Consider the following 20,747-nt stretch of genomic DNA (forward strand, 5'->3'; position numbering starts at 1 on the left):
CCCCGCGCATGGCTGGCGCACCAAATCATCCATTGTGCGGATGCGGTGCGCCGCGTTCAATCGTGCCCATGCAACCCCTCTCCTCGATTCCTTGCAAGCGCAGCGCCTGGTGGACCCAGGCCTGGGTGCTGGTGCTGGCCGGCGGCCTCGTCATGGGGCTCGCCCTCGGCGTGCGCCATGTGCAGGGCCTGTTCATGCTGCCCATGACGCAGGACCGCGGCTGGACGCGCGAAACCTTTGCGCTGGCGCTGGCCGTGCAGAACCTTGTCTGGGGCCTGGCCCAGCCTTTCACGGGCATGCTGGCCGATCGCTTCGGCGCCACCCGCGTGGTGGCGGTGGGGCTGCTGCTCTACGCGCTCGGCCTGGCCGGCATGGCCTGGGCACCCAACGCCATGGCGCTGGTGCTGGCGTCGGGGGTGTGCATCGGCATCGCGCTGTCGGGCACGGCCTTCGGCGTGGTCTACGCGGCGCTGAGCCGCCTGGTGGCGCCGCAGCGGCGCGGCTGGGCCCTGGGCCTCGCCGGCGCGGTCGGCGGCATCGGGCAGTTCGCGCTGGTGCCCGGGGCGCAGGGCCTCATCGCGGGCTGGGGCTGGGCGACCGCGCTGGGCGTGCTGTCGGTCACCGCCGCACTGCTGCTGCCACTGGCCTGGCCGCTGAACGACCGCCAGGCGGCGGCTGGCGCGCCGGGCGAGGCCCTGCCGCTGGGCCGCGCCGTGCGCGAAGCCTTCGCCCAGCCGGGCTTCTGGCTGCTGAACCTGGGCTTTGGGGCCTGCGGCTTCCAGCTGGCCTTCATCGCCGGCCACCTGCCCGCCTACCTGCTGGACCGCGGCCTGCGCCCCGCCGATGGCGTGGCGGCGCTGGCCATCATCGCCCTGACCAACGTGGCCGGCACCTACGCCGCCGGCCTGCTCGGTGCGCGCTGGAGCCGAAAGCGCCTGCTGGCCGGCGTCTACCTCGCGCGCAGCGCCGCCATGGCGCTGTTCCTGCTGGCGCCGCTGTCCAGCGCCAGCCTGTACGCCTTCGCAGCCGCGATGGGCCTGCTCTGGCTGGGCACGCTGCCGCTGACCAACGGCATCGTGGCCCAGGTGTTCGGCGTGCGCTACCTCGGCACCTTGTTCGGCTTCGTCTTCCTGGGCCACCAGATCGGCGGCTTCCTCGGCGTCTGGCTCGGCGGCCTGGTGTTCCAGGCCACAGGCTCCTACGAGCCGGTCTGGCTGGCGGCGATGGGCCTGGGCGTGCTGGCCGCGGCGCTGCACTGGCCCATCGACGAACGGCCGCTGCTGCGGGCGGCCGCCGCATGAAGGCCCAGGCGCTCTGGGCACTGGCGCTGGCGGCCGCCTGCGCGGCGATGGCACCGGCCTGGCGTGACCCTGCGCTGGCCCAGGCCTGGCTCACGCTGGCCGCGCTGTGCGGCGGTTGATCACAGGTCTGCCGCAGCCCACGCCGCCTGGATGTCGGCGGCCAGGCGCAGCAATAGGTCGACATGGTTGCCGTCGTCCTCCTGCGTGGATGCCGCGGGCACCGGAAAGCTCACGTTGAGCGCGTACAGGTCGCCGCCGGGCGTGCGCAGCGGCGCAGCCACGGAGACCATGCCGGCCTGCCACTGCGCGCGGCAAAACCCCTGTGCGCGCACGCAGGCCAGCGCCGCATCCACACTGCGCTGCTGCGCCGGCCAGCCGCTGCCGTGGGCCTGGCGCAGGCGCGCCAGCAGCGCCTTGCGGTCGGCCGCGCCGAGGCCGGCCAGGAAGGCGCAGCCCAGCGCGGTGCTGGCGATCGGGATGCGCGAGCCCGGCACGATGCGCCGGAACATGCCGAGCCGGCTCAGCCGCACCGAGTCGAGGTAGACCATCTCCAGCTGGTCGGCCATGGCCAGGCCGACATTGACGCGCCGCCCCTCGGCCAGCGAACGCATCAGCGGCAGCGCCACCTCCAGCGCGCGCTCGGACGCGCGGAACACCAGCGCCAGCGTGAGGCACACGGCGCCCAGCCGGTAGCCCTGCTGCTGGTGGTCGTAGGCCAGGAACCCCGCCTCCACCAGCGAGCGCGTGAGCCGGCTCACGGTCGGGCGCGGCAGGCCGCTGCGCTCGGCCAGTTCGGCATTGCCCAAGGTGCGCCCGCCGAGCCGGAAGGCGCGCAGCAGGGCCAGGCCGCGCTCCAACGAATGGCTGCCCGGCGTGCTGCGCACGAAGCTGCCCGAGGCACGCGTGCGGCTGCGGGTGGAAGGTTCGGAGGCCATGCGCACGATTCTCGCAATTTCGGAGAACGAAATTGGGTTCTTGCCGCAGGCCTTCTGCACCCCAATACTGCGGCCGACCCGACGACAACGGAGACAAGGGATGGACTTCAAGGAGTTGCACTACGGCGTGGCCGAGCGCGTCGCCGTGCTGCGTTTCCAGCGGCCCGAGCGCATGAACGCCTGGACACCGCTGCTGGAGACCGAGCTGCGCCAGGCGCTGGCCCTGGCCGAACAGGACGAGGACGTGCGCTGCATCGTGCTGACCGGCGCGGGCCGCGCCTTCTGCGCCGGCATGGACATGGAGGTGCTGCGCCAGGGCGATGGCCAGCAGCGCAGCGGCCCGCTGGCCGAAGGCCGGCGCTACGCCTTCATGGACCGCATCGACAAGCCGCTCGTGGCCGCCATCAACGGCGCGGCGGCCGGCGTGGGCCTGTGCCTGGCGCTGTACTGCGACCTGCGCTTCGTGGCCGCAGGCGCCAAGCTCACCGCCCCCTACGCACGGCGCGGGCTGGTTGCCGAGCATGGCATCGCCTGGCTGCTGCCGCGGCTCGTGGGCCCCATGCATGCGGCCGACCTGCTGCTGAGCGGGCGCACGCTGCTGGCAGACGAAGCCGAGCGCATGGGGCTGGCACACCAGCTGCCGGCCGAGGGCTTCCTCGAGGCCGTCCTGGAACGCGCACGCGATCTGGCGAACGCGACATCGCCGCGCGCGGTGCGCACCATGAAGCGCCAGCTGCGCGAAGCGCGGTCACAGACGCTGCTGGAAGCCACCGACGTGGCCGACCGCGAGATCGCCGCCTGCCGCGGCACCGAGGATTTTCGCGAGGGCGTGCAGCACTTCATCGAGAAGCGCGCGCCCCGCTTCACAGGGAGATGAGCATGGACCGATCCGCAGCACAACCGCTCAAGGGCATCCGCGTGGTCGAGGTCGCGCAGAACATCGCCGGCCCCTACGCCGGCGAGATCCTCTCGGCCCTGGGTGCCGACGTGGTCAAGGTGGAGCGGCCCGGCACGGGCGACGACGCGCGCGGCTGGGGCCCGCCGTTCTGGCGCGGCACGGCCACCACCTTCCAGGCGATGAACCACGGGAAGAAGAGCGTCACGCTGGACCTCAAGGATCCGGCCGACCTGCAATGGCTGCACGGCTTCATCGCCGAGGCCGATGTGTTCGTGCAGAACATGCGCCCGGGCGCGCTGGCCGAGCTGCAGCTGGGGCCCGACGTGCTCTGCGCGGCCAACCCGCGGCTGGTGTACTGCTCCCTGACGGCCTTCGGCCACAAGGGCCCCAAGCAGCTCGCGCCAGGCTACGAGCCCATGGTGCAGGCCTATGCGGGCCTGTTCAGCATCAACGGCGCCGAGAACGGGCCGCCGGCGCGCGTGGGCATGCAGGTGCTCGACCTGGGCAGCGGCATCTGGGCCGCGCTGGGCTGCATCGCGGCGCTGTTCCAGCGCAGCACCAGCGGCAAGGGCTGCGTGGTCGACACCTCGCTGTTCGAGACGGCACTGGGCTGGCTGCAGGTGGCGATGGCGGGCTTCCAGGCCACCGGCCAGCAGCCCGCGCGGCACCGCAGCGGCAACCCCAACGTGGTGGTGTTCCAGGCGCTGCCAACGGCCGATGGCGAGCTGGTGGTGGCGGCTGCCAACGACCGGCTGTTCGCCAAGCTGGCGCGCCTGGTCGGCCGCGCGGAATGGGCCAGCGACCCGCGCTACGCCAGCAATGCGCTGCGCGTGGAGCACAAGGCCGAACTGGTGCCGCAGCTGGAGGCGCTGTTCCGCCAGCGCTCCACCGCCGACTGGATCGCCGCGCTCGAAGGTGCGGGCATCCCGTGCGGGCCGATCCAGGACTTCGCCCAGGTGATGGCGCAGCCGCAGACCGAGGCGATCGGCATCTTCCAGAACATCCCCGAGGTCGACCTGCGCGTGGTCGGCCTGCCGCTGTCCTTCGACGGCGAGCGCCCGCCGGTGCGCGGCCGCGCACCCGAACTCGGCGAGCACACGCAGGACCTGCGGGGCTGATCCCACCCACGACAAGGAGACACCAGCATGGACAGAAGACATTGGCTCCGGGGCCTGGCGGCGCTGCCGCTGGCCGCGGCGCTGCCCACCCGGGCGCAGGACAAGCCGATCCAGATCATCGTGCCCTTCGGCCCCGGCGGCTCGGGCGACATCTCCGCGCGCATGCTGTCGGAGTTCCTCACGAAGAAGACGGGCCGCGCCGTGGTCGTGGACAACAAGCCCGGCGGCAACGGCATCATCGGCGTGGAGGCGGCCCGCACCGCGCCGGCCGACGGCTCGGTGCTGCTGCTGGCCACCACCTCCACGCACCTGGCCAACCCGGCGCTGTTCCACAAGCTGCCCTACGACCCCGGCAAGGACTTCCGCCTGGTGGGCTCCTTCGGCCCGGGCTCGACCTACCTGCTGGTGCGCCCGGACGCGCCCTACAAGACGCTGCAGGACTTCGTCCGCGCGGCCAAGGCGGCGCCCGGCAAGCTCAACTACGGGCACTTCAACGCCACCTCCAAGGTCACGGCCGCGCTGTTCGCACACGAGGCCGGCATCGCGCTCACGGCCATCCCCTACAAACAGGTGGGCCAGGCGATGTCCGAACTCATGGCGGGCCAGATCCAGGTGGTGTTCACCGACACCGTGCAGGGCGACTCCTTCGTCGCCTCGGGCCAGCTGCGTGCGCTGGCCGTGCACAGCGACGCGCGCCTCAAGCGCTACCCCGATCTGCCGCTGGTCGCCGAGAGCATTCCCAACTTCACGATCCGCGGCGGCTTCCTGGGCATCGCCGTGCCGGCCGCCACGCCGCTGGCCGTGCAGCAGCAGCTCAACGCCTGGATCAACGAGGCCGTGACGACCGACCCGATCAGGGCGCGGCTGGAGGGCTTCGCGTTCACGCCGGCCAGCGTGGGCCTGGCCGAGCTGGCGGCCTTCGAGCGCGAGGAGCGCGCGAAGTGGAAGCAGTACGTGGACATCGCGAAGATCGAAGTGCAATGACGGACATCGCCCGACTGGACTGCGGCCACGCACATGTGGCTTTGCTGGAGATCCGCCGCCCGCCCCACAACCACGCCAGCCTGGAGATGCTGCGCGAACTGGCCGACCTGCTGGAGCGGCTGGACGCCGACCCGGCCGTGCGCTGCAGCGTGCTGGCGGCCGAGGGCCGCGTGTTCTGCGCCGGTGCCGATTTCAGCAGCGGCGCGCAGGACCCTGCCGCCTTCTATGTGCAGGCCATGCGCCTGTTCCGCACCGCCAAGCCCGTGGTGGCGGCGGTGCAGGGTGCGGCCATCGGCGCGGGCCTGGGCCTGGCCGTGGCGGCCGACTTCCGCGTCAGCTGCGCGCAGGCGCGCTTCTCGGCCAACTTCAACCGGCTGGGCTTTCACCCCGGGTTTGGCCTCAGCGCGACGCTGCCACGCCTGGTCGGCCCGCAGCAGGCCAGCCTGCTGCTGTACACGGGCCGGCGCATCGGCGGCGAGGAGGCGCTGCGCATCGGGCTCGTCGACCAGCTGGTGGCCGAGGACCAGGTGCGCGCCGGCGCTCTGGCGCTGGCGGCCGAGATCGCCGCGTCGGCGCCGCTGGCGGTGACCAGCACGCGCGCCACGCTGCGCCGCGGCCTGGCAGACGCCATCGAGCAGCTCAACCGGCACGAGCGCGCCATGCAGCAGGCCCACTACGCGACGGCCGACTTCCGCGAAGGCGTGCGCGCGATGGCGGAGCGGCGGCTGCCGCGCTTCGAGGGCCGCTGAGCCTTCAGGAGCGGCCGGCCAGCGCCAGCAGGCCCTCCGCCGGCAGCGGCGGTGCGAACAGGTAGCCCTGGTAGATGTGGCAGCCGGCGGCCAGCAGCACGGCGCGCTGCTCGGCGGTCTCCACGCCCTCGGCCACGACGTCCAGGCCCAGGCTCGCGCCCAGCGCGATGACGGTGCGCACGATGGCCGCGTCGTTCGGGTCGGCCAGCAGGTCGCGCACGAAGGACTGGTCGATCTTGAGCTGGTCCAGCGGCAGCCGCTTGAGGTAGGAGAGCGAGGAATAGCCGGTGCCGAAGTCGTCCAGCGAGAAGCGCACGCCCAGCGACTTGAGCGCGCCCATCTTGTTCACGATGGCGTCCAGGTCGCGCGCGACCACGCTCTCGGTGAGCTCCAGCTTGAGCCGCGCCGGATCGGCGTCGGTGCTGTGCAGCGCGTCCAGCACCTGGCTGACGAAGTCCGGGTGGTGGAACTGGCGCGCGCTGACGTTGACGGCCATCACCGCCTGGCCCAGCGGCGTGCCGGGGCGCCAGCCGGCCAGCTCGCGGCAGGCCGTGCGCAGCACCCATTCGCCCAGGGCGTAGATGCTGCCGCTGTCCTCGGCCAGCGCGATGAAGACCGCCGGCGACACCGGCCCGCGCTCGGGATGGGTCCAGCGGCACAGCGCCTCGGCGCCCACCAGCGCGTCGTCGGCGTCGATCTGCGGCTGGTACAGCAGCCGCAGTTCGTTGCGCGGCACGGCCTGGCGCAGCGCGGCTTCCAGCTGCGCGCGCTCGGCCACGCTGTTGCGCAGGCCTTCGTCGAACAGGCGGAAGGTGCTGCGCCCGTCGTGCTTGGCCAGCTCCATGGCCGAATCGGCGCGCGCCAGCAACTCCTCCAGCGTGAGCGCCTCGCGGCCGAACACCGCGATGCCCATGCTGGCCGAGCAGTACAGCTCGCGCCCGCCGACCTGGGACGGCACGGCCAGCATGCGCAGCACGCTGCGGCAGCGGTCCTGCGCCAGCCGCTGGGCTTCCTCCTCGTCGTCGCCCAGCGCGTCCAGCAGCACGATGAACTCGTCGGCGTGCAGGCGCGCCACCAGGTGCTCGGCGGGCACGCAGTCGCGCAAGCGCTGCGCCACCTCGCGCAGCACGGCATCGCCGCTGCGGTGGCCCCAGTTGTCGTTGATGGCCTTGAAGCGGTCCAGGTCCAGCAGGATGGCGGCACCCACCATGCCCCGGGCCTGGGCCGCCGCCAGCAGCTGCGTGGCCTCCTTCACGAACAGGCTGCGGTTCGGCAGACCGGTGAGCTGGTCGTAGTAGGCCAGCCGGTGCAGCTGCTCCTGCGAGGTGCGCCGCGAGCTGATGTCCTGCAGCGTGAAGAAGCGCTCGGCCCCGTCCTCGGTGGCACCGGGCGTGCTCAGCAGCAGCCAGCGTGGCACGGCGCCGTCGCCCTGCGCCAGGCGGAACTCGTACTCCAGCGCCACGGGCGCAGCCTCGCCCAGGCACAGCGACTCGACACGCTGGCGCTGGCGCGCGTCGACGCAGGCGAGGAAGCGGTCGAACGCCAGCCGCTCGGTCGGCGGCAGGCCCAGCAGCCGCGCGCAAGCCGGCGACAGATGGCAGGCCCGGTCCGAGCGATCGACCCGGAAATGGCCCAGGGCCGCAACGCGCTGCGCCTCCAGCAGCACGCGTTCGTTCTCCTGCAGGGCCTGCAAGATGCGCATGCGCGAGGTGATGTCGCGCGAGAGCACGATGAAGCGGGCCTGCGCCGGATCGGCATGCTCGGTCTTGCAGGCCACCGACAGTTCGAACCAGCGCGGCTGGCCCTTGATCTCCACCTCCAGGCGCAGGCCGGCGCTGCGCCCATGGTCGCGCGCCAGCGCCAGCGCCTGCAGCACGGTGGCGGCCGCGGCGGGCGGTAGCAAGTCGTGCGCGGTTCGCCCGATGATCTGCTCGGGCGGCGCGATCAATCCGTCCAGGCGGCGTGCGCGCAAGGCAAGGTAGCGGCCCTCGCCGTCCATCTCGACCAGCAGGTCGGGGATGGCATTGAGCGTGCCGGCGATCTCCACCGACAGCGCCCGCGCTTCCCCGCTCATCTGGAGCGCGAGCCGCTGCGCTCGGTTGCGCGCGTTCAGCAGCAGGAACACGATGACGCCGGCCGACAGGCTCAGCAGCAGGCCGGTGAGCGCCAGCCCCCGGTGGTCGCTGGCGCTGTGCTGCGCGATGAAGGCCGCCGTCGGCGTCAGCACGTAGGTCCAGTTGCGCCCGCCGAAGCTGGCGACCCGGTGCACGGCAAAGGCCGTGGCGGGGGCGCCGTCGAACGGCGCTGGCTGGCCGTCGAGCAGGCCGAACAGGTGGTTGGCTTCGGACGCCTGCTCGCCATCGAACACCTGCAGGTGCAGGCCGGGCATGAGGTCCGCGGCGACGGGCGCCAGCAGATCGCGCAGCCGGAACGGCGCATCGGCCCAGCCCACGGGCCCCAGGCTCTGCGGTTCCTGGCCGGGCCCATGGGCTTGCGGCATGTAGACCGGCAGGTACATCACGAAGCCGGGTTCCGGTCCGCCGCCCACGTCCTGCACCAGCTGCAGCTTGCCCGTCAGCGCCAGCGCACCGGTGGCGATGGACTGCTCCACCGCCGCACGGGCCATGGGCACGGTCAGCACGTCCAGGCCCAGCGCGCTCCGGTTGTTGCGCGTGGGCGGCTCCATGAACAGGATGGGGGCGTAGGCCTCGCGCTGCCCGGGCGGGCGCAGCACGAGGCCGGAGGCATCGAAGGCGGCCGCGGCGGCATGGCGCGGCACGGCGGCGCCGCGCAGGTGGGCGACGAAGCCCACGCCCTGCAGCCCCGGGGCTGTGCGCTGCAGCGCCAGCGAATCCACGAAGGCCCGGAACTCGGCGGCATCGACCTCGTCCGAGCCCTCGAAGAAGCCCTTGACGCCGCGCATCACGAGCTCGAAGGAGCGCAGCTGGGTCTGCACATTGGACACGGCGCTGTCGGCCTCGTGGGCCACCAGCGCGCGCAGCGCCAGCTCCGTGTCGCTGTGGCGGTGCTGGACGTAGAGCCAGGGAACCAGCGCCAATGCCGCGCTGGTCAGCCCCGCAGCCAGCGCAGGACGCAGCCACAGCCCTGCGGCCTGTGGCGCGGTGCGGCGATCGGGCTCGGATGGGCTAGGTGTCGTCATGCTGCCTGCGCCCGAGCCCCTTTCCACGAACGGGTGGGTCTGGCTACCGAGCTATCTGCATCATATGTGATCGAATCACAGAAAACATACGTGCAAACCACGCGCCAGTTTCATGGCGGCAACACCTTCCTCCCGGTCAGTCCAGCGTGATCCCAACGCGGCGTATCACCGATGTCCAGGTCTGCAGGTCGCGGTCGACGATCTGGGCGAACTGTTCGGGCGTGGTGGCAGACGGGGTCACATACATCTCCTCCATGAAGCGGCGTGTGAGCGACGGATCGGCCTGCACGGCGTTGATGTCCTCGGCGATCCTGCGCACGACGGCATCGGGCGTGCGCGCCGGCGCGAACAGGCCCAGCCAGTTGTAGCCGTCGAAGCCGGTCACGCCGGCCTCCTGCAACGTCTGCACGTTCGGCATGTTGGGCAGGCGCACCGGCCCGGTGACGCCGATCACCCGCAGCTTGCCCGACTTGAAATGCGCGTCCGGGCTCAGCAGGTCGGCCACGGCCACGTCGGCCTCGCCCGACAGCAGCGCCTTGATGATGTCGGCGCCGCCCTTGTAGGGCACATGCGTCATGGGCGCGCCGTTGTCCACGCGCATCTTCTCCTGCAGCAGGTGCGCGGTAGAGCCCAGGCCCCAGGTCGCGAAATTGATCTTGCCGGGCTGGGCGCGCGCCAGTTCCAGCAGCTGCGTGACGCTCTGCACCGGCAGGTCGGCGCGCACGAACACCGGCAACTGCTGGCGGTTGAACTGCGTCACGGCGCGCAGTTCGTTGAAGGCGTAGGGCAGCTTCTTGCGCAGCGCCGGGTTCTGCACCACCAGCGTAATGTTGGCCAGCAGCGTGTAGCCGTCGGGCGCCGACTTGGCCACCAGGTCGGTGCCGATGATCGAGCTGGCGCCCGGGCGGTTGTCGATCACGATGGGCTGCTTCCAGCGTTGCGTCAGGCCCTCGCCCACCAGGCGCAGCACGGCATCGTTGACAGTGCCGGGCGGGAACGGCAGCACGATGCGGATGGGCCGGTTCGGGAAGTCGGCGGTCTGGGCCTGCGCGCCGGTGGCGTCGAGCGCGGCCAGACCGGCGCCGGCGGCCAGCAGTTGCCGGCGCGAGAGATGGCGGTGTGTGGTCTGCATGTCTGTCTCCTCGTTGTCGTTGTGGTGGTGTCAGGCTGCGGGCTTGGCGGCCGCGCCGCGCGAGCCGATCACGCCGTCGAATTCGCCGACCTCGATGCCCATGGCCTGCGAGAACGCGCGCTGCACATCCTCGGGCTGGCCGGCCTGGAAGATGTAGGTGGTGTAGAACAGCTTCATGCGCGGGCTGGCCAGGATCTGCTCGACCGTGTAGCCCTCCAGCGTCTGCGCGCGGTCCATCATCGGCAGCGCCACGCGCATGTTGCGGGCCGGGTCGCGGATCGTGCCCTTGGCCTCGGCCCCGGCCGCGATGGCCTCCATCTCCTCGAAGAAGCGGCGGCGGATCGCCACGATGCCGCGGTCGCTGGCGCCCAGGTGCTCCTGCGTGCGGTCGGCGATCGTGCCTTGCCCCACCCAGGCCAGGAAGTCCTGGTTCATCACGTGGGTGTCGATCCATTGGCCGTCGGCGTCCGTCAGCGGGCCGTACCAGGTGGGGATGCGCTCCTGCACATAAGGCTCGCGGCCCTGGGGCACGCGCGTGTACTTCCAGGTCACGCTGAGCGTGTTCTCGTCGTCGATGGGCACGCGCCATTCGAAGTGCTCGCCCAGGAAGAAGCCGTTGGGCCACAGGCAGACGCGGCCGATGGTCCACGCGTCGTCCTTCTCGTCGGTGTCTTCCTTGATGCGGCGGTAGACGAAGCCGTGCTCGAACTCGTCGAATTCCAGCTTCAGGTGCGTGGGGCCGAGCGCGGTGTCGCCCGTGCGCAGGCGCTTGCCCCAGTTCTCGTGCATCCACTCGAAGTGCACCGGGTCGATGGAGTTCTCCTGGCACTGGAACCAGTTGCACGGCACCTCGGAGATCACCACCTGGGCGAAGCCGTCGGGCCACGAGAAGGCCTCCCAGTCGGGCAGCAGCGGCGCGGGCTGCGGGCCCATGTAGGTCCACAGCATGCCGCCCTTGGCTTCGACCGGGTAGGCCTTGATGCGCACGCGCTCCTTGGCGTTGCGCTCGGGAAAGCAGGTGTCCTCGAAGGGCTGGCTCACGCACTGGCCGGTCTGGTTGAAGCACCAGCCGTGGTAGTTGCAGCGCAGGCCGTGGTGCTCGACCATGCCGTAGGCCAGGTCGGCGCGGCGGTGCGCGCAGCGGCGGTCCACCAGGCCGAAGGCACCGCTGAGGTCCTTGTAGAGCACCAGGTCTTCGCCGAGCAGGCGCACGGGCTTGGTGCTGCGCTGGTCGAACTCCGACACGCCGGCGATCGGCATCCAGTAGCGGCGCAGCAGCTCGCCCATGGGCTTGCCCGAGCCGACCTGGGTCAGCAAGCGGTTCTTTTCTTCGCTCAACATCGTGGTCTCCTTTCCTTCTTCACTTCTGTTTCAAGCGCCCCAGATGGCGAAGGCCGCGCCCACGCCGGTGCCGGCCGGCGTGCGGTACAGCGGCTGGTAGTCGTGCCAGCGCAGCGGCAGGCCGCCGGCCGCGCCAGCCGCGACGATCCAGTTCAGGATCTCGGACGATCCGGAATTGAGCGCACCTCGCGGGATGGCGGCGAGCGCCTCTTCGTCGCCACGCGCCATCGCGTCGAGCACGCCGCGGTCGAGCACCTCGTCGACGACGAAGTGGCTGAGGCCGCCAGAAGCCACCACCGCCACGCGCTGCTTGCCAGGGCTGGCCTCGATCACCTGGCGCAGCGCGCGGCCCAGCTTCCAGCAGCGCGTCGGGCTCGGCACGTTGGGGCCGTAGTAGGTGTTCAGCAGCACAGGCACCACCGGGATCGCGCGGCCCTGGAACAGCCGCTTGACGATGAAGCCGTAGGCGTGGCCGAAGCCGGCCACCTTGGGATCGTCCACGCGCGCGCAGGTGGCAATGTCGAACTCCGCATCGATCAGCCCGCGGATCAGCTCCAGCGCGAAGGCGCCCGCGCCCGGCACCACGTGCGTGTCGTCCATCAGGTAGCCGCGGCCCATGGCCTTGACCCACTCGGCGCCGTCCTCGTCGCCGAACTTGTCGCTGGTAGCAATCTCGTCGCCGTGGAAGATCGCGATGGCCGGCTGGTTGGCCGGGCCGAACAGCTCGCGCTGGTCGTCGCCCACGATGATCACTACGTCGGGCGCGGCATTGGCCAGCGCGTCGCCCAGCCGATCCAGCGCGGCATGGCAGGCACGCTCCTTGGCCGCCAGGATCTCCGGGCTGATCTGCTCGGCACTGCGCGGGCCGAGTTCGGCCAACACCTCGTCATAGCGCAGCAGCCGGCCGTCGCTCATGTTGAGCTGCGTGTTGGCGTAGTCCGCCGCCGCGCGGTGCTGCCACTGCTCGGCCGTGAGGGTCAGCAGCGGCGTGTGCGAGGCGCCGATGCCCAGAACGATCTGTGCCATGGCTCAGGCATCCTTGCGGAAGCGGCTGTACAGCTTGGTGCAGTTGCACTCGAAGATGTTGCGCCGGTCCGCATCCGTCAGGAAAGGGATGGCCTCGATCACGGGCTTCAGATCGTCGTAGGCGCGGCCGGTCTTCGGGTCGATGGCGCTGCCGGTGCCCGGGTTCTCGGTGGCGAACAGCACGCGGTCGGGGCCGACCACCTTGAACAGCAGCTCCAGCGCGTCCTGGTCGTAGGTGGTGGTGTCGAAGTGCAGGCGCTTGAGTTGGTCGTCGAAGGAGGGGCCGCCCTTGCGCACGCTCCAGGCCCGGAAGCGCCCCATGTGGTACGGAATGGCGCCGCCGCCATGCGGCACGATGAGCTTCAGGTTCGGGAACTTCTCGAACACCGGCGAGTTCATGAGGGAGACGATGGCGATGCTCTCCTCGTTGATGAACTTGAGCGTGTAGCTCTCGCGCGGCTGGCAGCTGCCGGCCGAGTGGATCAGCGCCGGGATGTCGAGCGCGCAGAGCTTCTCGTACAGCGGATGCCAGAACGCATCGCCCAGGCCGGGCGGCGGCGATGCGTCGCCTTCGGTCGGATCCGGGTTCAGCAGGCAGCCGATGAAGCCCTGCTCCTTCACGCGGAACTCCAGCTCCGCCAGGCAGTTCTCGGGGCTCTCGTCGCGGTACTGCGGCAGGCCGGCCACGGCGCGAAAGCGCGTGGGGAACATCTGCACCGTGCGGTAGACCAGGTCGTTCATGTGCTGGGTCCACAGCGCGGTGACCTTGGCCGGCTTGACCGAGTGCATCTGCATGTAGGGCCGCGGCGACAGGAACTGGATGTCGGTGCCGACCTTGTCCATGATGTCGATGATGGTCTGGCCGGCGGTGCGCACGGCCTCGTCGGTCAGCTTGGGCGCGGCCGCAGGATTCGCGCGGCTGGCCACGAGTTCGGCCATGTACTTGTAGCTCTCGGGCGGGACGACGACGTGGGCGTGGGAGTCGATGATCATGGGTGGGGTCTCCTGGAAAAAGGGAAGGGGTCAAAGGTCGAGCACCAGCTCAGCGCTGGCGCAGCGGGAAACACAGATCAGCATCCGGTCCTGCGGCGGGTCCTTGCGGCCCGCGAGGATGGGGTCGCGGTGGTCGGGCACGCCCGCCAGCACGCGCGTTTCGCATGTGCCGCACAGGCCTTCTCGGCACGAGTGGTCGACGTCGATGCCGCCATCAAGCAGCACTTCGAGGATGGTCTTGTCGGCCGGGATGTCGAAGCGGCGGTTCTTGCGTTGGAGCTGCACACTGAAGGTGCCGGCCGGGGCCTCAGCCGCGGCGGCCGGTGCCGGCGCGCTGAACCACTCCACGTGCACACGCGCATCGTCGACGCCAGCCGTGGCGCGGCCGAAGGCTTCGAGCATGGGCACGGGCCCGCAGCAGTAGAAGTGCGCGCCCTGCGGGGCCTCGCGCACCAGCGCGGCCAGGTCGAGCCTGGCGGCGCCCGGCACACCGTCGACGACGGTGACCACCCGACCCATGCCACCGGGCGGCGCCAGCGCCTGCAGCTCTTCGGCAAAGGCCGCGCGGCACGGCGAGCGTACGCAGTGGTACAGCGTCCACGGCCGGCCCAGCAGCGCGAGGCGGCGCGCCATCGCCAGCATGGGCGTGATGCCGATGCCGCCGGCCACCAGCACGCTGTGCGGCGCGGCTTCGTTGAGCGCGAAGTTGTTGCGCGGCGCGCTGATGCGCAGCGTGGCGCCGGTGCGCAGCTGGTCGTGCAGAGCGACCGAGCCGCCGCGGCTGGCCACGTCGCGGCCCACGCCGATCACGTAGCGGTGCCGCTCCTGGGGGTCGTTGCACAGCGAGTACTGGCGCAGCAGCGGCCCGGCAGCAGTCGGGACCTCGACATCGATGTGGCTCCCGGCGCTGAAGGCCGGCAGCGTGCTGCCGTCCAGCGCCCGCAGCTCGAAGGACTGCACGTCCAGCGCCTCGGCGCGCACGGCGTGCACGCGCACGGACAGCAAGGGATGGGTGGTAGACATCGCCTCGCGCTCAGAAGTTGTAGACCTCGAGCGTGCGCTCGCCGCTCTGGATGCGCTGCACGATGCCGGCCTCCTTGGCTTCGCGCGCCTGGGCCAGCTGCACGATCTCCGCGGCCCGCGCACGCGGCAACGCGACCACGCCGTCGGTGTCGCCGACGATGAGGTCGCCGGGCTGCACCACGAGGTCTTCGAACAGCACGGGGTGGTTGATCCAGCCGCGCGCGCCGAAGTCCTTGCCGGTGCCGCGGATGCACAGGCCGCGCGCGAAGACCGGAAAACCGAAGTCGGCCAGCACCGCGCCATCGCGCACACAGCCGTCGATGACCAGGCCGCCGAGCTGGCGCGCGTTGGCCGCGGCCGACATGATCTCGCCCCAGTAGCCGAAGTCGTGCGCGCCGCTCACGTGCACCACCAGCACGTCCCCGGGCGCGGCGATGTACAGCGCGCGGTGCAGCCAGAGGTTGTCTCCCCCCGGCGACTGCACGGTGACGGCCGGCCCGCAGACGCGGAAGGCGGGCGCCACCGGCTTGATGGCGGACGGCAGCACGCCAATGCGGCCACCGGCCTCGTGCAGCGTGGCGGCAGGCAATGCGCGCGCGGCGGCCACGGTGGCAGCGTCCACGCGCTCGATGGCGTCCCGGATGGTTGGACCGGCCGGCCGCGGCAATCCGGTGCTCATTTCGCCTCCCGCGTCTGCAGCTGGTGGTAGCCGTGCTGCACGCGCGCCTCGCGCAGGCTCAATCCGGCGCGCACCGACGCGCGGATGGCGTCCTCGGCCTGCTGGATGGCCTCGGCCGTGGCCAGCACCTGGTCTTCCTGCGCCTTGGGGATGACGACCACGCCGTCGGCATCGCCGCGCACGAGGTCGCCCGGGCACACGCGCACGTCGCCGATGTTCACGGGCACGCCCGTGGCCTCGACCTGCACGCGGTCCTTGCCGGTGCGCATCCAGTGGTCGCGGCTGTAGATCGGGTAGCCCAGCTGCAGGCTCAGCGCGACATCGCGGTTGACGCCGTCGATCAGCGTGCCGGCGATGCCCTTCGCATGCGCCACCTCGGTCAGGATGTCGCCCCAGACGGTGGCGTTGTCACGCCCGCCGTTGTCCAGCACGATCACGCTGCCGGGCGCCACATCGTCGATGTAGTCGCCCACGGTGCCGGCGGGCACACCGGCGGGGCCATAGAGCAGCGTCCAAGCGCGGCCGGTCATGCGCGAATCGGTGCTGCGCGGCTTGATGCGGTAGCACTGGCCGTTCAGGCCGTGCTTGTCCAGCGCATCGCTGAGGGTGGCGGTGTCGAGAGCGCTGGCGCGCGTGACGTTCTTGTCGGTCATGGTGGTCCTCGGGTTCGGTGGCGCTGTCAGCGCAGCATGTGTTCGTAGTCGGCGCCCATGACCTGGCTCACGGGCTGGCCGGCCATCAGCGCGCGGGCCATGGCGGCCTCGCGGCCGGCGATGGCCTCGGCCGCGTCGAGCAGCCGGGCGATGTCGTCGGCGCGCACGAAGACCACGCCGCTGGCGTCGGCGATGGCGTAGTCGCCGGGGTGGACGGTGATCTCGCCGATGGTGACGGGCTCGTTGGTGAAGGCCTCGGCCACGCGCCCACGCGCGGTGCGGGCCGTGAGGCTGCGGCAGTAGACGGGGAAGTCGTAGCCGCGGGCCTCGTCGATGTCGCGCACGGGGCCGTCGGCGATCACGCCGGCCACGCCGCGCACCTTGGCAGCGAGCGACAGGATGCCGCCCCAGGAGCCCGCATCAAGGCCGGTGCGCTGCTCCACCACGATGACGTCGCCGGGCTGCGCGGCCTCGATGGCGGTGGTGCCCAGGTGACGCGGCGGGCCGGACACCACGGGCGCCTGGTCCTTGGGCACCAGCTTGTAGGTGACGACGCGGCCGGCGATGCGGCGCGTGCTGGCGCGCTGCCCGAGCCCGCTGACGCCACCTGCAAGGCCGAGTTTGTCCATGGCGTCGGAGACGGCGCAGCAGTCCAGCCTGTTCAGGCGCTTGACGAAGTCGTCTGCCATGTCAGTGATCCGCCTTGCTGCGTTGCGCGCCGGTCGAGGCCACCGGGTGGCCCCTTCCGCGAATGTCCCCCGCCAGGGCCGCAGGCGGCCCAGGCTCCTCCTTTATTTCGCTGCAGGGGCCACCCAGTACCCTCGACCCTAAACACATCGCGTCGTGCGGAGTCGTGCGATGCGACGCTGCTGGACCACGACGATGGTGTGCTCCACGCAGCGAAATCAAGGAGGAGCCCCGGGCCGCCTGCGGCCCGGGGCGGGGGACATTCGCGGAGCGGAGTACACCGTCGGCGCGGTCAGGGCACATACCGTGGAATCGTTTCATCTCAACGCTCCTGAATGACAGCGATGGCTTCGAGCTGCACGAGCATCACGCCCGGCAGATCCACCACCTGCGTATGCCGGGCCGGCCGGTCGTGCGGGTCCGGGAAGCACTTGACCCATTCGGCGTTGATCGCCTCGCGCTGGCCGTTGTCCTTCACGAAGACGGTGATGCGCACCACGTCGTCCAGGGTGGCGCCCCCGTTCGCCAGCAGCGTGCCCAGGTTCTGGAACAGGAAGCGCGCTTGCGACGGGCCGTCGGCCGGCAAGGTGTCGGTGGCGGGGTCTTTGCCCATCACGCCGGACGTCATCAGGATGTTGCCGACGCGGGCGGCCATCGGAATGGGCGCGGCGCCGTGGGTCACGCCTTCGACCTCGATCGAGCGCGGGCGGCGGGTGGTGGTGGAACTGGACATGGTGGGTCTCTCCTTGAAGGTCAATGCGATAGGCCGAGGTGGCGGTCGATCAGCGCCTGGTCGGCCAGCAGCGCGGCACTGGGGCCGGTGTGGACCACGGCGCCGTGGTCGATGACGATGCAGCGCTCGGAGCGCGCCAGCGCGAGGTCGTACTTCTGCTCGACCAGCACGATGCCCATGCGGCCGGTGGCGCGCATGCGGTCGATGGCGTTCAGCATCTCCTCGACGACGATGGGCGCCAGGCCCTCGACCGGCTCGTCGAGCAGCAGCACGCGTGGGTTGGTCATCAGCGCGCGGCCCAGCGCCAGCATCTGCTGCTCGCCGCCGGACAACTCGTCGCCGTGGTTGCGACGGCGCTCGGCCAGCCGCGGGAAGAGTTCGTAGACGCGTGCCAGCGTCCAGTCGCCGGGCCGCGCGACCACCTGGAGGTTCTCCTCCACCGTGAGCGAGGGAAACACCTCGCGCTGCTGCGGCACCCAGGCGATGCCTGCGCGGTTGCGCAGGTGCGGCGCGAGTGCCTGCACCGGTGCGCCATCGAGCAGGATGTCGCCGCCGTGGTGGTCGGTCAGGCCGATGATGGTTTCCACGAGCGTGGTCTTGCCCACGCCGTTGCGGCCGACGACGACCAGCGTTTCGCCCGCGTGCAGCGTGAGGCTGAGGCCATGCAGCACGCGCGAGGCGCCGTAGCCGGCCTGCAGGTCGCGCACTTCGAGCAAGGCGGCACTAGTTTCCAAGGTAGGCCTTTCGGACGCCTGCGTGGGCGCGGATCTCGTCAGGGGTTCCCTGGGCGAGCAGGCTGCCGCCGGCCAGCACGGTCACGCGCTGGGCGTAGCGGAACACGATGTTCATGTCGTGCTCGATGAACAGCAGCGTCGTGCCCTCGGTCAGCTGCGCCAGGCGCTCGAACAGCGCATGGCCCTGCGTGGTCGACAGGCCTGCGGCAGGCTCGTCGAGCAGCAGCACGCGCGGGCGCAGGGCGTAGGCCAGCACCACCTCCAGCAAACGCTGCTGGCCGTAGGCCAGTTCTTGCGTCGGCAGCTGCGCGTCGTCGGCCAGGCCGAAGCGTTCGAGCAAGTCGGCGGCCTCGTCGATCTGCGCCGTGCAACGCCGCAGCGCGCGCAACGAAGGCCGGGCCTGCTTGTCGCGCTGGCACAGCGCCAGCACCACGGATTCGAGCGGCGTCAGCGACGGGAACAGCGTGTTGATCTGGAAGGTGCGCACGATGCCCGCGGCCACGCGCTCGCCGGCGCTGCTGCGCGTCACGTCGTGCCCGTCGAGCAGCACGGCACCGGCCGTCGGCCGCAGCAGCCCGGTGACGATCGCGACGAAGGTGCTCTTGCCCGCGCCGTTGGGACCAATCACGGCATGGCGCTCGCCGCGCGCGAGGGCGAAGTCGATGCCTGCGAACACACGCAGGCCGCCGAAGGACATGCCCAGGCCGCGCGTGGCCAGTACGGTGTCGCTCATCGCGCCACCTCCGGGGCCGGCAATGCCTGCCGTGCGGCCGCGCGGCGCTGCCACGCCGCGCGCAGCGTCGGCAGGATGCCCTTGCGGAAGAAGCTCACGATCAGCACCAGCACCAGGCCGATCCAGAAGTACCAGTAGATCGGGTTCAGCGCCGCCAGCAGGTCGCGCAGCACCAGGAACACCAGCGCGCCCGCGAAGCCGCCGTACAGCATGGCCGCGCCGCCGATCACCAGCACCACCAGCAGGTCGGCCGAGCGCTGGAACGACATGACCTCGGGCGAGACGAACTGCGTGGTCTGCGTGAGCAGCGCACCGGCCACACCGGCGAGCGCGGCGGAGATGCCGAAGGCCCAGGTCAGGTCGCCGGCCACGGGCGCGCCCAGCATGGTCATGCGCCGTGCGTTGTCGCGTGCGCCCAGCAGCGCCAGGCCCCAGGCGGAGTGCAGCAGCGCACGCACCAGCAGGAACAGCACGAACACCACGGCCAGCACGTAGACATAGCCGGTGCGGCCGAACATGTCGAAGCGGAACAGGCCCAGCACCGGCGCGATGGTGATGCCCTGCAGGCCGTCGTCGCCGCCCGTGAGTTCGGTGGAGCGGTGCACGAAGTCGTACAGCAGCAGGTTCAGCCCCAGCGTGACCATGAGCAGGCCCACGCCATGCAGGCCGCGCACGATGCGGCCGGTGGCCAGGCCGGTGATGCCGGCCATCAGCGCCGCAAGCACCAGGCCCGAGATCGGCTCGGTCCAGCCGAATTTGCCGAGGTAGCCCGCGGTGTAGGCGCCGATGCCGAAGAAGGCCGCGTGGCCCAGTGAGGGAATGCCGCGGTAGCCCAGCAGCAGGTCCAGCGACAGCGCGAACAGGCCCCAGACGAGCACCTGGGTCAGCAGCGCGAGGTTGGCGCCGGGCACGAAGAACGCGATGGCCCAGCAGAGCCAGAACGCGGTTTCCCAGGTGCTCCAGCGCGCGCGGGCGCGGAAGAAGGCGTGCGGTAACTCACGCATGGCGCACCTTGCGGCCCAGCAGGCCTTCGGGCCGCCATAGCATGACCGCGACGGTCACGAGGTAGATGATCGAGCCGCCCGCGGCCGGCAGGTAGTACTTGCTGGCCACGTCGGCCACGCCGATGAACAGCGCCGCCGCGAGCGAACCGAGGATGGTGCCCATGCCGCCGACCGAGACCACGATCAGCATGTAGACGAGGTAACGGAACGGGAAATTCGGATCCAGCCCGAGCAGGCTGGCCGACAGCGCGCCGCCCAGGCCCGCCAGGCCGCCGCCGATGGCGAAGGTCAGCGCGAAGACCTTGTGCGTGTCCAGCCCGCAGGCCGAGGCGGCGCGGCGGTTGTCCACGCAGGCGCGCACCATGGCGCCGAAGCGTGTGCGCTCCAGGCCGAAGAAGATGGCGGCCGTGAGCAGCCCGCCCACCGCGAGCAGGAACAGCCGGTAGCGCTCCAGCTCCAGGCCCAGCACCGCGGCGCGGCCGGTCAGCCAGGCCGGCACGTCGACCGGCTTGAACGACGGCCCCCAGACGAAGGCCGCGGCCGACACCGACATGAACACCAGGCCGATCGTCAGCAGCACCTGGGTCAGGTCGTCGGCGCCGTAGAAGTGCCGCAGCACCAGCCGCTCGAGCGCGACCGAGAACAGCGCGGTGGCCACGAAGGCCAACGGCAGCGTGGCCAGGAACGGCAGGCCCCACAGCTCCATGGCGCTGGCCGACACGTAGCCGCCCAGCATGCACAGGCTCACGTGCGCCAGGTTGACGAAGCGCATCATGCCCATGGTGATGGACAGGCCGACGGCCATGACGAACAGCAAGATGCCGTAGGCCAACCCGTTGAACAGGGTGGTGAGGAGAATCATCG

21 protein-coding genes are annotated in these 20,747 nt (G+C 71.0%); 6 read left to right on the forward strand and 15 right to left on the reverse strand.

Features of this window, described 5'->3' with window-relative positions:
- Nucleotides 1–68: 68 nt before the first annotated feature.
- Together DES41_RS00165 and DES41_RS39505 are read left to right on the forward strand one after the other, a co-directional pair.
- A complete protein-coding gene (locus DES41_RS00165) occupies nucleotides 69–1,301 on the forward strand; it encodes an MFS transporter (RefSeq protein WP_114464828.1) in 1,233 nt (410 codons plus the stop codon).
- Complete coding sequence (locus DES41_RS39505) at nucleotides 1,298–1,420, forward strand: hypothetical protein (RefSeq protein ID WP_281277150.1); 123 nt, start codon at nucleotides 1,298–1,300, stop codon at nucleotides 1,418–1,420. Before DES41_RS00165 ends, DES41_RS39505 begins: the two co-directional genes overlap by 4 nt.
- On the opposite strand, the gene DES41_RS00170 is transcribed toward DES41_RS39505, so the two are convergent.
- Nucleotides 1,421–2,236, reverse strand: a complete 816-nt coding sequence (locus tag DES41_RS00170; RefSeq protein WP_114466753.1) for an IclR family transcriptional regulator — start codon at nucleotides 2,234–2,236, stop codon at nucleotides 1,421–1,423.
- Between the two features lie 100 nt (nucleotides 2,237–2,336).
- Here DES41_RS00170 and DES41_RS00175 point away from each other — a divergent pair, with 100 nt between their 5' ends.
- The 4 genes from DES41_RS00175 to DES41_RS00190 are packed head-to-tail and all read left to right on the forward strand — an operon-like array spanning nucleotide 2,337 to nucleotide 5,985.
- The gene (locus DES41_RS00175; protein ID WP_114464830.1) at nucleotides 2,337–3,113 is read left to right on the forward strand and encodes an enoyl-CoA hydratase-related protein; all 777 of its coding nucleotides are present in this window, start codon (nucleotides 2,337–2,339) and stop codon (nucleotides 3,111–3,113) included.
- A 2-nt stretch (nucleotides 3,114–3,115) separates the two neighbouring features.
- Nucleotides 3,116–4,252: a CaiB/BaiF CoA transferase family protein gene (locus DES41_RS00180; protein ID WP_170168052.1), complete on the forward strand. Its 1,137-nt coding sequence runs from the start codon at nucleotides 3,116–3,118 to the stop codon at nucleotides 4,250–4,252.
- Between the two features lie 27 nt (nucleotides 4,253–4,279).
- Nucleotides 4,280–5,236 carry a Bug family tripartite tricarboxylate transporter substrate binding protein gene (locus DES41_RS00185; RefSeq protein ID WP_114464834.1) on the forward strand — a complete coding sequence of 319 codons (957 nt, stop codon included), beginning with the start codon at nucleotides 4,280–4,282 and terminating at the stop codon, nucleotides 5,234–5,236.
- Nucleotides 5,233–5,985: an enoyl-CoA hydratase/isomerase family protein gene (locus DES41_RS00190; protein WP_114464836.1), complete on the forward strand. Its 753-nt coding sequence runs from the start codon at nucleotides 5,233–5,235 to the stop codon at nucleotides 5,983–5,985. The genes DES41_RS00185 and DES41_RS00190 overlap by 4 nt, the downstream gene beginning before the upstream one ends.
- Before the next feature lie 4 nt (nucleotides 5,986–5,989).
- On the opposite strand, the gene DES41_RS00195 is transcribed toward DES41_RS00190, so the two are convergent.
- From DES41_RS00195 to DES41_RS00260, 14 genes are all read right to left on the reverse strand, one after another.
- A complete protein-coding gene (locus tag DES41_RS00195) occupies nucleotides 5,990–9,145 on the reverse strand; it encodes a bifunctional diguanylate cyclase/phosphodiesterase (protein WP_114464838.1) in 3,156 nt (1,051 codons plus the stop codon).
- A gap of 136 nt (nucleotides 9,146–9,281) precedes the next feature.
- Nucleotides 9,282–10,277, reverse strand: a complete 996-nt coding sequence (locus DES41_RS00200) for a Bug family tripartite tricarboxylate transporter substrate binding protein (protein ID WP_114464840.1) — start codon at nucleotides 10,275–10,277, stop codon at nucleotides 9,282–9,284.
- Nucleotides 10,278–10,307: 30 nt separating this feature from the next.
- A complete protein-coding gene (locus DES41_RS00205; protein WP_114464842.1) occupies nucleotides 10,308–11,618 on the reverse strand; it encodes an aromatic ring-hydroxylating oxygenase subunit alpha in 1,311 nt (436 codons plus the stop codon).
- Nucleotides 11,619–11,648: 30 nt separating this feature from the next.
- Nucleotides 11,649–12,644: a DODA-type extradiol aromatic ring-opening family dioxygenase gene (locus DES41_RS00210; RefSeq protein WP_114464844.1), complete on the reverse strand. Its 996-nt coding sequence runs from the start codon at nucleotides 12,642–12,644 to the stop codon at nucleotides 11,649–11,651.
- A 3-nt stretch (nucleotides 12,645–12,647) separates the two neighbouring features.
- A complete protein-coding gene (locus DES41_RS00215) occupies nucleotides 12,648–13,637 on the reverse strand; it encodes an amidohydrolase family protein (RefSeq protein WP_114464846.1) in 990 nt (329 codons plus the stop codon).
- A 30-nt stretch (nucleotides 13,638–13,667) separates the two neighbouring features.
- Nucleotides 13,668–14,660, reverse strand: coding sequence for a PDR/VanB family oxidoreductase (locus DES41_RS00220; protein ID WP_114464848.1), 993 nt, complete (start codon nucleotides 14,658–14,660; stop codon nucleotides 13,668–13,670).
- Nucleotides 14,661–14,670: 10 nt separating this feature from the next.
- On the reverse strand, nucleotides 14,671–15,339 hold the full coding sequence (locus tag DES41_RS00225) for a 4-carboxy-4-hydroxy-2-oxoadipate aldolase/oxaloacetate decarboxylase (RefSeq protein WP_114464850.1): 669 nt from the start codon (nucleotides 15,337–15,339) through the stop codon (nucleotides 14,671–14,673).
- Nucleotides 15,336–15,992: an RraA family protein gene (locus DES41_RS00230; RefSeq protein WP_114464852.1), complete on the reverse strand. Its 657-nt coding sequence runs from the start codon at nucleotides 15,990–15,992 to the stop codon at nucleotides 15,336–15,338. The genes DES41_RS00225 and DES41_RS00230 overlap by 4 nt, the downstream gene beginning before the upstream one ends.
- 26 nt (nucleotides 15,993–16,018) lie before the next feature.
- Complete coding sequence (locus DES41_RS00235) at nucleotides 16,019–16,681, reverse strand: RraA family protein (RefSeq protein ID WP_114464854.1); 663 nt, start codon at nucleotides 16,679–16,681, stop codon at nucleotides 16,019–16,021.
- 320 nt (nucleotides 16,682–17,001) lie between these two features.
- On the reverse strand, nucleotides 17,002–17,412 hold the full coding sequence (locus tag DES41_RS00240; protein WP_114464856.1) for a RidA family protein: 411 nt from the start codon (nucleotides 17,410–17,412) through the stop codon (nucleotides 17,002–17,004).
- Nucleotides 17,413–17,432: 20 nt separating this feature from the next.
- A complete protein-coding gene (locus tag DES41_RS00245; protein ID WP_114464857.1) occupies nucleotides 17,433–18,146 on the reverse strand; it encodes an ABC transporter ATP-binding protein in 714 nt (237 codons plus the stop codon).
- Entirely contained in the window at nucleotides 18,136–18,879 is a 744-nt protein-coding gene (locus DES41_RS00250; protein ID WP_114466754.1) for an ABC transporter ATP-binding protein, read from the reverse strand. The genes DES41_RS00245 and DES41_RS00250 overlap by 11 nt, the downstream gene beginning before the upstream one ends.
- A complete protein-coding gene (locus DES41_RS00255; RefSeq protein WP_114464859.1) occupies nucleotides 18,876–19,883 on the reverse strand; it encodes a branched-chain amino acid ABC transporter permease in 1,008 nt (335 codons plus the stop codon). Before DES41_RS00255 ends, DES41_RS00250 begins: the two co-directional genes overlap by 4 nt.
- Complete coding sequence (locus DES41_RS00260) at nucleotides 19,876–20,745, reverse strand: branched-chain amino acid ABC transporter permease (protein WP_114464861.1); 870 nt, start codon at nucleotides 20,743–20,745, stop codon at nucleotides 19,876–19,878. The genes DES41_RS00255 and DES41_RS00260 overlap by 8 nt, the downstream gene beginning before the upstream one ends.
- Nucleotides 20,746–20,747 lie beyond the last annotated feature (2 nt).

This window comes from Pseudorhodoferax soli (assembly GCF_003337555.1).
Taxonomy (GTDB): Bacteria; Pseudomonadota; Gammaproteobacteria; order Burkholderiales; family Burkholderiaceae_C; genus Pseudorhodoferax; species Pseudorhodoferax soli.